At 53.2% G+C, this 14,496-nt stretch carries 5 protein-coding genes; 1 reads left to right on the top strand and 4 read right to left on the bottom strand.

Features of this window, described 5'->3' with window-relative positions:
* Nucleotides 1-55: 55 nt before the first annotated feature.
* The 4 genes from B0X70_RS15900 to B0X70_RS15885 form a co-directional block, all read right to left on the bottom strand.
* Entirely contained in the window at nucleotides 56-7,225 is a 7,170-nt protein-coding gene (locus B0X70_RS15900) for a TcdA/TcdB pore-forming domain-containing protein (protein ID WP_217469786.1), read from the bottom strand.
* Nucleotides 7,226-7,291: 66 nt separating this feature from the next.
* Nucleotides 7,292-9,481 (bottom strand): type I secretion system permease/ATPase, encoded by a 2,190-nt coding sequence (locus tag B0X70_RS15895; RefSeq protein WP_246593319.1) that lies wholly within the window; start codon nucleotides 9,479-9,481, stop codon nucleotides 7,292-7,294.
* Entirely contained in the window at nucleotides 9,481-10,869 is a 1,389-nt protein-coding gene (locus tag B0X70_RS15890; RefSeq protein WP_217471755.1) for an HlyD family type I secretion periplasmic adaptor subunit, read from the bottom strand. The genes B0X70_RS15895 and B0X70_RS15890 overlap by 1 nt, the downstream gene beginning before the upstream one ends.
* Nucleotides 10,869-12,989, bottom strand: a complete 2,121-nt coding sequence (locus tag B0X70_RS15885) for a type I secretion system permease/ATPase (RefSeq protein WP_217469785.1) — start codon at nucleotides 12,987-12,989, stop codon at nucleotides 10,869-10,871. The genes B0X70_RS15890 and B0X70_RS15885 overlap by 1 nt, the downstream gene beginning before the upstream one ends.
* Nucleotides 12,990-13,655: 666 nt before the next feature.
* On the opposite strand from B0X70_RS15885, the gene B0X70_RS15880 reads away from it, so the two are divergent.
* A complete protein-coding gene (locus B0X70_RS15880; protein WP_157297547.1) occupies nucleotides 13,656-13,823 on the top strand; it encodes a hypothetical protein in 168 nt (55 codons plus the stop codon).
* Nucleotides 13,824-14,496 lie beyond the last annotated feature (673 nt).

Genomic DNA, 14,496 nt, shown 5'->3' with positions numbered 1-14,496 from the left:
CAGCAATCTGAGACAGAAGGGACATTTCGCCCCTTCTGTTGTTTCAGGTATTACCTTAGGACAGCGATGACACCAGCACCGACAGTGAAGCCTGACGGATTTGCGGCAAGTGCTCGCGGGCGCCGCCGGTATCAGGGAACGAGGCCATAGCCCCGCTCAGCTTGGCTAGGTTCGGTTTCTCCGCCCCCGGTACTGCGTCAACTGCATGGGTTGTGATGACAGGTTGATTGCTAGCCCAGGACAGTTCCATCAGACCTTCCTTGGTGTAACTCCGTCGGGTAAAGCCCTCGACTAGGTGGTCCACGTTGATCACCGACGAGGAACCTTCCAGCTCGATTTGCAGGTGCCGATGGGCCATAGCCTGACTGCCAAATACCTGACGCACCACCAGAGCCGTTCCGTTGCTGGAATCGGTTAACACCAAGTCGTCATCATGGCGGTTCACTAGGATGCTCTGCGGATCAGCCAATGGTAGGATCAGGCGGTCTAGGGCTTGGCCCCGGTCGTCGTTATCGATGATGACTGTACGGTAATGGGACCACATCGCCTTGTTGAGGCGGTAGGTATCGTCATCGGCTCCGCCATGCAGAACCATACTGTCGACACCGGCAATGATCGGCGGCGTCAGATCATCTTTGCTGCCGCCAACTCCTCCGCCTTGGAGCAGAAGGGAAGAACCGATGCGCTCCACTCCCGTAAACTTGTTGAGCATCTGCGCGCTACCATCCTTGATCTGATACAGCGCCTGAGTCGTCGGGCTGTATACATACGCCGCCTTTTCGCCTGCGGCAATCCCTACGAAGCGCAGATTGTCCGAGACAGGAATGCCATTACCTGAAAATACCTGACCGCTGCCGATATCGAACCAGCCTGGCTCCTTGTTGTCCTGCAAGGTCAGTATCCCTTTGGCCTGCCACTGATCGGCGAGTTTAGTGAGTGCCTGTGACAGTTGGGCCAAGTTATTCTGCTGCCAGCCTTTGTCAACGCCAACTAGCTGCAACTCGCCGTTGTTGGTCCGCAGCAAGATCTCGCCCTTGACTGTGATCAGGCGCATGCCGACGTCGACTTGTTGCGCTGATTTGAGGTGCAACTCAGGCGTCAACTCACTGGCAACGGGAAGTTGCGCCGAGGCGCTAAGCATCTGGCCGGTGCCACCAAAAGCCGCCGCCAACGCATTCGCGGTCATGGCTGGTTGGCGATACAGCTTGCCGCTTTCTGGCTCAAAGAGACGCGCGGAGGTGCCATCCATTTCGAATCCCAAGAACTGCAACGATTTGTCTGACAGTGCTGCCGAAGCCACCACCACCTGGCCGTTGTGGTACCACACCGGTAACAGACTCTTGCCGTCGCTACCTTTGATCCCGAACACTGCCAGAGTGGTGGTGTCGGTGATATTAGCCAGATCTCGCCACCAGTGGGTACGCCCCTTGAGCCAATGTTCGTTGACCGCTTCGTAGTTAAGTTGCCCTTGCGCATCGAGCCGGGCCACACGACCATCCTCGGTGATGGCGAGCAGGCTACCGTTCAGGTTGACCAGATTAGCCAACGCTGGAGTGCTGATGCGTAATGCACTAGGATGGTTGGCGTCGAGAACAGCCTGGCCGGGACCTTCTTGGCGGAACAGGGCCTTCTGCTCCTTGCTGTAGAAGAAGAATACTTCTGTACCCGCAGGGCGGGGAATGCTGCCCGCCAACACGAGATCGGCTGGGATCGGCCAGGCGCTGCGGGTCTGTTCGTGCGCTTCAAAGTGCAAGGTCCAATCCGCCGGTGGTGCCAGATTCGGCTTGATCAGCGTACCGTCGCTGGTGCGTATCCAGTAGCGATGCGCCACGCCAGCCGTATCCACGCCGAATACCGTGACCAGCGCCGCGCTGGTCGGCTGGATCAGTCGTGCGCCTAACATATACGTCGGAGTTTCACGCTGGGTGCTATTGCTCTCATAGCCCTGGAGTATGGTTTTGAGTTCATCACCATGCCGACCGGTACGTGCCGAAAGCTGGAGTAGCGCATCATCACCCACTGCGCTGACCAACTCCATTCGGTCACCGAGGAGCCGATAGCTCAGTTCAGCTTCCTTCCCTTTTAGCTGATAACGGCGAGCCAGATAAACCGCGTCCCCTTCTTGCCATAACCGACTGATCTGGCCCGCACTCTGGTTGAACCAAGGCTCAAACTGCGCGTCGATCTGTCCAGTGGCGATGTCTACCCGCCACGCCGCCGCGTTGTCGGCATCGTAGAAATAGGCATGGTTGCCCATCACCGCACCTAGTTGGGCATGCTTGGTTTGTTCGTGAGTGGTGTCGGTGAACAGCATCCGTTTGTTGGTCACGTCGTAGAACGCTCGACCAACATCATGCCCATTGTGGCTGTAGTTCTCTACCACCACATACTGCCCGTGCAACTGATGTGCCTTGGCTAGATCATTCAGGTGCTGCTCAATTTGTTGGCCGGGCACCTGCCACTTGCTCGCATCTTCGCTTACTACCTGAGTTGTCAGGCTGGCGAAGTCGACTTCGCGCACTTCGCCCTTGCGGTTGACCACCAGCACTTGCTCTTTCCGATCTGAGTCGAGTTCGACCACCACTCCGCCAACTACCAACTGGTTCTTCGATACGCTGATGCTGTCATTGGCGAGCTGGCTGCTATCGATGATCCAGCGCGACGGTGCACTGCCGACCAGATTGTGTGGGGCGTCGCTCGTGAGCTTCACGCTGGTGCCTTCGTTCAGCCCGATCAGGTACTCACCACCTGCGCCTTTGATCTCGTAATGCAGGTAGCCATGTAATTCCTTGGGCAGTTCGGGCACTATCAGTTGCCGGTTGCGTTGGTCGAGCACCACTTCGATTGGTGTCGCGACATACTCCTGATGAATCCTACGAATTGTCACTTCCCCCGGAAAGATGTAGAAGTCGTAGTCGAACCGTTTATCCTCTTCGAGCCTGCGGATCACATCAAAACCGGCATCATGACGCGTAGTCGCGCCGGGGAGCTGCATGTATTCGTAGTTGATGTAGGACTTAGGTGTACCCGGCAAGATCACAACATTGCTGTCGCCATGTTCAAGAGACCGGGAGGCATCCTTGTAACCAATGCCGCTGCGCACCTCGATCGCCTGACTACGGTCATGGACCATCTTTGGAAAGTCGCCGATCCAGAAGAAGTAATTGATTCTCCCTGAGCCGGTAGAGCCAGAATGGGTGCGGTAAATATATTGGCTGTCGAAGTCGATCTGATTCTTGCGCAGATCCAGAGTTTTGATCACAGCCCCGGGCAGGGGTACCAGCACTTTCTTCTCGTTGTCATACCGATAGCCATTGCCTTTGTAGGCATCGTCGAGCGTGTTGAAGTAACGGCCTACTGCCTTGGCATCCTCGGCGACCGCGCCAAAGGCTTGCGCCAGTGCCGTAAAGCCTACCGCAAGCCCGCCAAGGATCACGCCAGCCCCACCGAGTACCGCCCCAGCTGTCGAGGCGCCCATCAACCCGGCGCCCACTCCGGCGGTACCGGTGACGAAGCTGGCCGAGTCGAACGCTAATTGGGTACCGAATACCGCCTTCTGCACATCGTTCTCAGCATGGGCCAGCTCATAGGCATCCAGACCGACCATAGCGCCGCCAAACAGCACCCCTGCGCCTTCGTTAACGGTGTGCCCCAGGATGGAGGTAAAGTCCTTGAGTGAGGTTTCGGCGGCCATCACTTCACCGCGCAGCGCCGTGCGCACCAGCGCGGTAATCTTGGTTACATCCTGTACGCCACCATGAGCCATCTGGACAAAGTTGAGGTAGCTGTGGACCTTGAGCGCGGTGGCCAGGTCAGGCGAAGCGATCCCACGTGCCGCATCGTTGCGGTTCTTGTCGGCAAACCATTGGATCAGCGTCTGTATTGCAAACCCGGCGTTTAACCCATCAACCGGAGCTGCTTCGCTGATACCGCTTTTAGGCCGTATCTGGCCGTGTTCGAAGGTGAAATGTTGGCTTAGGGTGAGCATATGTTCATCGACGAAGCGGCGGAATTCGATAAAGGTGGTATCGCCGCTGCTCACCCAACGGGTCTCCTCGGGTTGGGCGCGATTGATGAACTGGATTTGGTAGCGGCCTTCGCCTTGATCTTCGGTATTACTAATCACCGGCATCCAGCGCTGGTCAAGGTTGTTTTCTTGGGCGAGCCGTGTGCTGGCCTCGGCGAGCTTCGCTCCCCACTGTTCGGCATCGAGGGTCGCCAATGCAGTGTGCAACCGAGCGTCCTTGGCAATCCGTACTTGGGCGTTAACCGCCTGTTCAACCTGCCGCCGTTGCTCTATGACCGTGGTTAGTTCATCGGGGCGGGTCAGGTCGGCCACGTTCAGGTCGTTGCCCACCGGCACCTTTGCCATCTTGCCGGTATCGATCTCCACCAGGTTGAAGATAGGGGTCAACTCGCCGCCAGGCGAACCGTAGTGGGCGGCCAGTTTGCGCCCCACCAAGTGATTCTTCATGGCCCGGAAGAAGCTGACTGCATCGTTGAAGGCAAAAATCCCGACATTCGGGTCATAGAAATAGTAACGACGTCCTTCGAGTCCGATTGTATTTCCCACCATCATTGAGTGATTTGGGGTATTGAGCGCGAACATTGAGGTTTTGGTCGCCCCTTTTAGCAGGGAAACTACTTCGGACAATTTAACCTGCCCCCGCGCCGTTGATGCTTGTACGGCCTCAACGTTATTGGAGTGTAGTCTGATCAGACTGTTTGTCAGTAGCGTGGAACTGCTTGCGTGGGGATCGGCGGCAGCCAGGAAGAGTTTTTCCACCAGACTGTTGATACCCGCTTCGCCGTTGTTAGCCAGCGCCACCGCCATCGCCCTGACCAAGGGGTAGCAACGGCCGCCGGACTTGTCGCCGACCAGTGACAGGTAAAAATCCTGTGGCGCCAGACGGTCGAAGCTACTTCCGGCGCGATGAAAGTCCTCGCTGTACACCGCCGTCCACTTCAATACTTTGTCGATGTACTCTGCCTGGCTGGTTTCAGTGATGTGAACGCTCAAAGCGCCTTGCTGCTCGGGAGTGAGCTGGCCTTTGAGAAACAGGCTCTTCATCTCCAGGGCTGACATTCTGTCGTACAGCCCGGGGATGTTGATATCGCGGAAGTGGCGCTGACCATTGGTAAACGCGGTACCATGCACATTATGTTGGTGAGCTTCGGCGATCGCATAACGTTCGCCCACGCTACTGGTATGCTCCGGTCCGCTGTTCTGCATGGACGTATTGTCGATCCGCACCACGGCGGCCATGCCGTCCCTGGATTTGATCTGCTGCCATAACCAGCTTTGTTCGACGAAGCCAGCTTCACGCAGAACCGTATCGTATTGCGCTTTGTAGTACTCCAGAGTGATATTGATCTGTTTTATCTGTTGGTCAATCAGGTCGTGCCGAGAGCTAGTGCGCCGCTCTTCATAAAGTTTGTCTCGTTTGTCCGCCAACTGCTTGGTATCAGCGTTAATCCTGTCGTAAACTTCGGTGCGCAGCTTGGTCCATGCGGCAATTGCGGGATGATCAGGAGAAAACTCACCCTCTGTGTATACACTGTCGGCGATCCCTTCGACTGATACCCCGAACTGGGCAGCTACTTTTTTTAGTCGTTGGTGAATTTCTTCACGGTAAGTGGCGAATTGAGCTTGGTTGCGTTCAATCACTTGACTGTCTGCGATCTGGATCGAGAGTGGTTCTTCGTCGCCGCGTAATTTTAGCCGAAGCGTCTGGCCGTCTTGCTGATACTCCTGGCGCTGGAGCGCTAACTGCCATTGGTCATTGACGTATTGCATGTACGCCACGGCGAGGTTTTCGGTGGTGGCTGCTGCTTGGTAATCTTTGTAGTCCACTGCCATCACCACGTTATCGTATAGCAGCGAACTGTTGACTCGGCCATCGTGGTAGACCCGGTAGGTATTGGCATCCAGGCTGGTCACAACCACCGAGCCGCCCGATAGCGTTCCGGTAAACAGAAAGCTTCCCGCGATCGCATGTTTAGGAATGTCTACATAGGCTGGTGACGCATTGGCTTGGTCGGTGCTGTCGTAGCCGAGAAAATACGCTGGCATGCTGTTAGCGCCTTCTGCCGCTACATCGTTATTAGCGTTTCGATCGGTGTAGTCTAGCTCGTACAAGCCTGAGCCGATTTTCACTAGCAGGGCGTTCCCTTCTGCCGGGAGGCTTCCCGACCTGATCAGTGTTTCGGCGTTGATGGTGTTGGATTTGGCGAATAACACAGGATTGGCGGCGAACTGATGGATATCGGCGCTGCCCCGACGAGGCTCAGAGCCGCCATTCATGGGCACTAGCTCCCCTTTGAGTTCACTATCCCGTAGTGCTTGTGAGAGCAGCGCCGGGTTGTGTACATCGTACCCGCGCGTCTGCAAGGTATGCGCCAGGGCCTTCTCGATCGGAATATCGGTCAGCAAGGAGTGTGTACCTGCCGCCGCAATCAGTTGCGCTCGGGACTGACCATGACTGCTCGATCCGCCCGCGGCCGTTTCAGAATAGGAAATGCCTTTGCCCACGCGATACATACCAGTCGGAGTGTGTTCGACAAAGGCTGTCGCCGGTAACAGTTCGTTAAGCTTTTTGCCGATGGTTTGGGCATGCTCGATCCCGGCTCTGGAAAGGTAGATAACGGCTTGGTCGGTACGGCTGCCCAGATTTTTCGGCCCCATGATCTTGGCCTGTTCCAGCCAGCCGCGATTGTCATCATTGAACAATTGGGTCAATGCCCGGGCAAGCACGTTGAAATGCACCTTGCTAACGTTGATGGTCAGCCGTGCGCCAAGCTTGCCGCGGGCGCCATAACGTTGCGCAAAATCCTTGGGCAGCATTCGGAAAGCTTCAGCATTGCCCAAGGCGTCATCAGTTTGCGAAGCCAGAGCTGTTTTCTCATTGCCTTGTACCAAGATGTCGACTGTCGTGGCGCGTGTCGCCAGTGCCTTGATATAACCGACAAATGCCTGTTGCTCGCTTTTATCGAGGCTACTGATACCGACCGGCCTGTCATTACTGTAGCGCCGATAAGCGTTGCCCTCTAGCGTCTGTTCCAGCGTTTTCTGTTGCTGGAGAAGCTGAGGACTCCACTTGCGACCGTTTTCACGGAACCCCTTCTTGATCTCTTGAATCAGCATTTGGATCTTCGGTTTGCTCTTCATCTCTTTAAAGGTCGCCTGCGCAGATGCAAGCAGCGACTGGTAGCTGTTACTAGGCATGATGGTTCTCCTTAGGAAAATCCTACTTTGGTATTTACAGGTTACAACGCTTCATGAATGGCTGGATTACGGTGGACACGGTTGGTCGTTTGCGAGCTGAGAATCTTTCATCTGTAAGGTCCACAGCCGGGTATAGAGTCCGTCCAGAGCGAGCAGTTGCTCGTGGCTGCCCTGTTCGACCACTTGACCTTGGTTGATCACCAGAATCCGCTGGGCATGGCGCAGGGTATTAAGACGATGGGCGACGCTGATCACTGTACGGCCTTGAGCAATGCGCTGTAGGTTAGCCATCACCGCCGCTTCCGACTCGTAGTCCAGGGCGCTAGTGGCCTCATCCAGTAGCAGTATCCCCGGATTGGTCAGCAACGCTCGGGCCAGGGCGATGCGTTGGCGTTGCCCGCCGGAGAGCTGGCCGCCACGCTCGCCGACTTGGGTCTCATAGCCCCGGTCCAGCGCTTTGATAAAACTATCGGCTCCGGCCAGAGTCGCTGCTTCATGCACCTCCGCATCGCTGGCTTGGGGTCGGCATAAGCGGATGTTTTCGGCGATGGTGCCGGCAAACAGCACGCTTTCTTGCAGTACTATGCTCATGTTGCGGCGCAATGCTGCCGGATCTGCGATCGCCAAATCGATTCCATCCACCAACACTTGGCCGTGTTGGGGCACATAGAGGCGCTGCAACAACCGGGCTAGGGTGGATTTACCTGAGCCGGACGGACCTGTGATGCCGACGAATTCGCCGGGATGAATTTCGATGTTGAGGTTGCGTAACACCTCCTGACCATCCTTGTCATAGCGAAAGCGCACGCCCTTGAAGCTCACTCCTCCCTGTAACTTGGGTACGGAGGCCAGGCCGCCATTGCCACTTTCCCCCTCCTCATCAAGAATGTCGCCAATCCTGCGCATTGAGATCAGGGTGTGCTGGAAATCCTGACAGATCTGGGCCAGACGCAGAATCGGTTGGGTCACGTGTTCTGAAAGCATGTTGAAAGCCACCAGCTCCCCTGGGCTGAGTTTGCCCTCCATGACCAGAGTAACGCCCCACCACAGCAGCAGGGCGGAGGTTAGCTTCTGGATTAGGTCGATCCCCTGACCGGCCAGAATCCCTACCACTTTGGCGCGGAATGAGGCGCGGACGAAAGCGGATAGCTGCCGCTCCCAGCGGTGTAGGAAGCCGGCTTCGGTGGCGCTGGTTTTGATGGTTTTGATGCCGGTGACCGACTCGGTAAGGAAGGCGGTGTTGTCGGCCCCTAACTCGTATTCCCGTAATACCCGGGTACGCAGTATGGGTCCGATACATAGCCAGAACAGGAAGTAGAGCGCCAGGGAACCGAGTACCAGCCAGGTTAGCTCGGTGGCGTAGAGGAACATCACGGCTACAAACAGGCCAACAAAGGCCAGATCCAGTACCATAGTCAGCGCCGAACCGGTGAGGAATTGACGGATCTGGTTCATCTCGCGCACCCGGGCGATGATCTCTCCGGTCTGACGTTGCTGGAAATAGCCCATAGGCAGGGATGTTAGGTGCTGATAAAGGCGGCTGGAAAGCTCGGAGTTGACCTTGCTGGCGAGGTTGGCGAATAGCCAGGAACGAAGGAAACCATAGACGGGTTCGAACAAAGCCAGGGTCAACATGGCGATTCCTAGCACTTGCAGGCTAGATAGACTACGGCTGACCAGCACCCGATCGATCACGTTTTCGAACAGTATGGGTGTCACCAGGGCGATCACTTGTAGCATCAGAGATACTAGGATCACGCTCCTGAACTGGCTGACATGCTTACGGATGGAAGGCACGAACCAGCCGAAGCCAAATCTCTGCCGTTTCGGCGGTTCTGTCGCTTCCGCCAGCAGCACTGCGCCGCCTCGCCAATGGCTGGCGAGGACGGACCGGGGATAGCGACATCTCTTGCCGGTGCTTGGCTGATATAAGGTAACTAACTCGCTTTCGACTTTTTCTAGCGCCAGCCAGCCCTGTTCCGTATCCAGCAGGATAGGGAGGGGTAGGGTATCGAGACGGCTCATATCTGTGGTGATGGGGCGTGCTCTCAGACCGATCCACTGGGCGCAGCGGCATAGATCTTGGCTGTTCGAGACTCCTTGGGCGCGTCCGAGACGGTGGCTCAGTTGTTCCGGTTCCACCGCCAAGTTGAAATGGTGGGCGGCATGAGCCAGAGCCAGTAGGCCGCCATCCGTTACAGCCTTGGCTTTGTCGACGGTGGTCGGTTCCGACAGAATAGATTCGATGGTTGACATTATCGTTCCCTCAATGCTTCGGACTGGTACTGTTGCAGTGGGCTGAGTAGGTAGTCGATCACCCGTCGATCACCGGTGCGGATTTCCGCGGTGATACTCATGCCTGCCTGTAGCGGTACCTCATGTTCGTCCACTGCGATGGAGGAGCGTTCCATCTGGATCTGTGCGGGGAATACCAAGCCTAGTTGTTCATCCTTGACCGCATCCTTGGAGACGTGGGCGACCTTACCCCGTATAGTGCCATAGCGGGTATAGGGAAATGAGTCGACTTTAATCTCCACCGTCTGGCCTGCGTGCACGAACCCCACATCTTTGTTCAGCACCATCACCTCGGCTTCTAAGGGGGTATCATCGGGCACGATCACCATTAGCTGTTGGGCCGATTGCACTACGCCTCCCAGAGTGTGGATCGCTAACTGTTGCACCACGCCGTCGACCGGCGCCCGCAGGCTCTGTAACCGCTGTTTTTCGCCGGCCTTTATCAATTGCTGTGTCATGACCGCGACGGCGGTTTGAGCTTCGTTCAACTGGTCGTAGTATTCCCGGCGGGTCTTGGTCAGGTAGCGGTTCCGGCTCTCCTCTAGTACCTGATATTGCGCCTTGAGGACGGCCAACTCGGCGTACTGTTGAGAAAGGATACGTTCGATCTCTAGTTTTTCCTTCTCCTGTTCTAGTAGCTCGACTTTTGGCAGTAGCTTGCTGGCGGCCAGGGTACGACGGGCTTCAAGACGCACTTTGATATTGGTTAGCAGTTTCTCCAGCTCAGTGATATCGGCGTTACGCGCACTCTGGTTCGCTTGGTTGACGTTCATCTCTCCGTCCAGACTTTCTAAATTGGCGACCATCTCTTTCCAGACGCTGACCAAGTGCTCTCTAGCTAGCTCAACCTGTGCCTGCGGTATACTTTCCTGTACGGCGAAATGCTCAGTGGGGGTTTCGGTTAGCAGGGCCTGTAATCTAGCTAGCTCCAACCGCTTGAAGTTTAGTTGCTCCTGCCGCTCTTTCAGCTCGGCCTCGACTCCTATGGGGTTGAGTTTGATCAGCACATCTCCGGCCTTAACCTTTTGTCCGTCACGTACATGAATCGCCACAATCTCGCCGGGTTCAAGGGACTGGATCACCTTAGAGTGGCTGGACACCAGCAGCCTGCCAGTGGCGTTGGCATGAATATCTAGGCGACCGACAATGGACCAGAGTAGAACCACCAGCAGAAATAGGGTCAATGCTATCGCTGTGCGCCTTGCCCAAGGAGCGGGAGGGCGTTCAACGATCTCCAGGTAGCCGGGCTGAAATTCGTACTCGTCGCGGGTGCGTTTCATCGCTTTAGGAGCGTTACGCTCCCGACGCCAGGCCAGGAGGACGGTTTTTAGGTGTTTCTTGAACGACATCATGCCGTCTCCTTTCGTAATTCTTGCTGCATTTGCCACAATCTGGCGTAGCAGCCTTCCTTAGCCAGCAACTGGTGATGGTTGCCTGATTCGGTGATAAGGCCCTGCTCCAAAGTGATGATGCGGTCGCAGTGACGCACCGTGGACAGGCGGTGGGCAATGATGATGACGGTGCGCCCTAGAGCGATCTCGGCCATGTTGGCTTGGATCAGCGCTTGGGATTCGTCATCAAGGGCGCTGGTCGCTTCGTCGAAGATCAATATTTTGGGATTAGCCATCAGCGCGCGGGCGATGGCAATGCGCTGGCGCTGTCCTCCCGATAGGGAGCTGCCAGCCTCGGCCAGAACCGTGTCATAACCCAGAGGTAGTTGCAGGATAAAGTCATGTGCGCCTGCCAGTTTAGCGACTGTCATCACCTTCTCCAGCGAGGCGGAAGGATCTTTGAGTGCTATGTTGTGGCGTACGCTACGGTTGAACAGATAGTTCTCCTGTAGTACCACCCCAATCTGGCCGCGTAGGTAGCCGGGATCTAGCTGGTGTAGAGGAATGCCGTCGATTAAGATCTCCCCTTCGTCCGGAGCGTAGAGCTTCTGTAATAAGCAGGTCAGCGTACTCTTACCCGAACCGGAAGGGCCGACTATACCTAAGTTCTCGCCGGATCTGATATGCAGGGTAACACCCTGCAACACTGGGGCTTGATGGGGCTGGTAGCGGAACACTAGGTTGCGTATTTGTAGATCGCCAGAGAGTGGTTGTTGAGGACGGATGTTCCCCTGCTCCTGCTCGACGGGCAGGTTGAGTATGTCGCCGAGCTTATCGACAGCGACCCGGGTTTGGACAAACTGTTGCCACAGGTCGATGAGTTTGGCGATGGGTTGGTTGATGTGGGATACCATCATGTTGAAAGCGATCAGTTGGCCTATGGTGAGTTCCAGAGAGATCACCATGTTGGCGCCCAACCAGATGATCCCGACGCCGGTCGTCTTCTGTAGCAGCATAACCCCGTGGCTGATGAAGCTGTTGAGGGTCTGGGTGCGGAAACCGGCCTCGACCATGTTCGCGGTCTGGGATTCCCAGCGCCGTTGCATCCTAGGTTCTACCGCCAGGCTCTTGATGGTTTCAGCGCCGCTGACGGACTCGTTCAGGAATGAGGTATTGAGGGCTGCCGTTTGGAACTGTTGTTCGATGCTCTGTTGCAGTGGTTTGGAGCTCAGCCAAGCTAGCAGAAAATAGAGTGGCAACACCGCCAGTACCACACAGGTTAGGGACGGCGATAGCCAGGCCATTACCCCGAAGAAGACAAAGGTGGAGGCTAGGTCCACGCACAGGGTTAGCATGGAGCCGGTCAGGAAGTCACGAATGTTGTCGAGCTCTTGCACTCGGGTGATGATAGCGCCTACCTGACGGTGTTTGAAGTAGAGAAGGGGCAGGCCGAGTAGGTGCCGGAACAGCTTGATCCCCAAGGTGATATCGATGCGGTTGGCGGTGTGGGCGAAAAGATATTCGCGTAGTCCCCGGAGCACCACTTCGAACAGCCCAACCACCACCAGCACGATTACCAGTACGTCCAGGGTGGACAGCGCTTTGTGTACCAACACTTTGTCCATCACCACTTGGAAAAACAGGGGGGTGACTAGGGCAAGTAATTGAAGCATTAGGGAAAAAAGCAGCACCTCGCCGAGGAGGCGGCGATGGTGGATAAACGCGGGTATAAACCAAGAGACATCGAACCTGAGGGAAGCTTCCCCTAACCGGATCACCTCCCCGCTCCATCTGGCTTCTAGCTCGTTGATGGAGAGCACTTCGGGTGAAACGGCATAAGGAGACTGGATCAGGGCTTGATCAGTGGAAAGGCGAGCTAATACAACAAATCCCCCTTGTTTGTCGCGAAAGGCCAGGGGCAGTAGCTTCGGAGTTAACTTGGAGAATTTTAAACGGCACAATGCCAGATCAACATCATGTGCCTTACCGTACTCTTTTATTGCAGGTTTCAGTTTGCCGTGAGAGAGCAAAGGCTGTGGTTCCTGAGCCTCACCTTTAGCTAATTGTAATAATAATCGGCAGCAGTTAAGAGCGGATGGTAATGCATCGGCATCGGCGGATATATTTTCCTTATTCATTGTAATTTTCCCTCACGTGATACCGTTCTCACGTTATTGGCATAAAAAAAAATCTCTCCGCAAGATGATGTATTGCAGAGTCAATTAATAATAATCTGTATTAATAGCACGGGCTTTAATTCGACTATATGTCATTTCCATAGGTGGGTGCAAGTTAAAGCTAATGAAAGTTGCGATTAATTAATTGATATTATATTAAAAAATAGGAATGAAAATAAAATATCTCATTTTGGATCATAAGATGAATTATTTATTTCATTGCGGGAAAATCAGTGTCAAAAAAATGTTAATTGTTTGTTGCTGATTTCTGGTTATTAATCTGGCCTATAACATTTAGTATCTGAATATATTGAATTGATATTAAGTATGTCAGTTTTTATTTTTTATGGAGAGCAAGAAGTTAAGAGAGAAATATTGGTGATGGCTGTCAGGAATGACCATTTTCAAATTTCTAACAAATTCGTTGAGGTCGTAAATGCCCCTTTGCCACCAACTGTTTTGCAACTTCCTTAGTTACCTCGTCGAAATAGCCAGAGAGTGAACAGAACTCAGTTGGGTAATGAATTAGCAGATTTGCATACTGATATGGTCACACGCAAAAATTGGAAGTAGACGAGCATCATTCATAACGTTGCATCAGAATCTTCGTTGGGCTGGAAACGGGTAATGCCTGATACTTCTCTTGAGCTGATTGCGATACCCGGTAGCTATTTTAGTTTGTTAGAGAATAATGAGAATAAAACTGTTTTAGTTCAGGCTTTGAATAAGGCGTTAGCAATTAGTTATTCAGTTGTAAAGCGGAAGTGTAATACTGATATTAGTCAGGAATATTGAATAATTTAACCTTGATATGATAATCCAGTACATGTTGTTTATACCGGATTTTTCTTAAAACAGAATAATGAAAGAGATTATTTTAATAATTCTGTTTAACCAGAAAAAGCATCAGGGAAACACCAATGCTGCACCATATTTTTTCCATTCCCAATAATAATTGTCTTTTGAAAACTATCTATTTTATTATTTTTCTGATTAGTCAGATTGTTATTGAGAAAACAACTTATAGAAAATAAGACAAGTCTGAAAATGCGTTTTAATTGTAATGTCAACTTTGTTACTTTGTTGTTAAATACAAACACTTAAGTAATAAAATGAAAGTATATAGTATTATGCTGTAGGTTGAGGCTATTGCATTTGAAGGACATTTGTGAGAGTTTGTTTTTTAATTGATATAGAGGGAGTTTTGAATAATCATTTAAATGCATAACAGTATATTATCTACCTATTCCATATTCATAATAATGACCTGAAATAATACTTATTATGATGGGGCTAATTTGGTTTTAATTTATATTGATCTGTTTTTGGCATTTGCCTTAACAGTTACATCTTTGGTTGTATAATTTAGTATCGTCCAATAAAAATTTCAGAGATTAATTTAATTTATCTAAGGAAATAGGAAAGATTAAATATCTTATTTCAGATAATAAGATGAATTATTTATTCC

This window comes from Photorhabdus akhurstii, assembly GCF_019090985.1.
Classification (GTDB): domain Bacteria; phylum Pseudomonadota; class Gammaproteobacteria; order Enterobacterales; family Enterobacteriaceae; genus Photorhabdus; species Photorhabdus akhurstii.
This window is presented reverse-complemented; position numbering and strand designations above follow the sequence as displayed.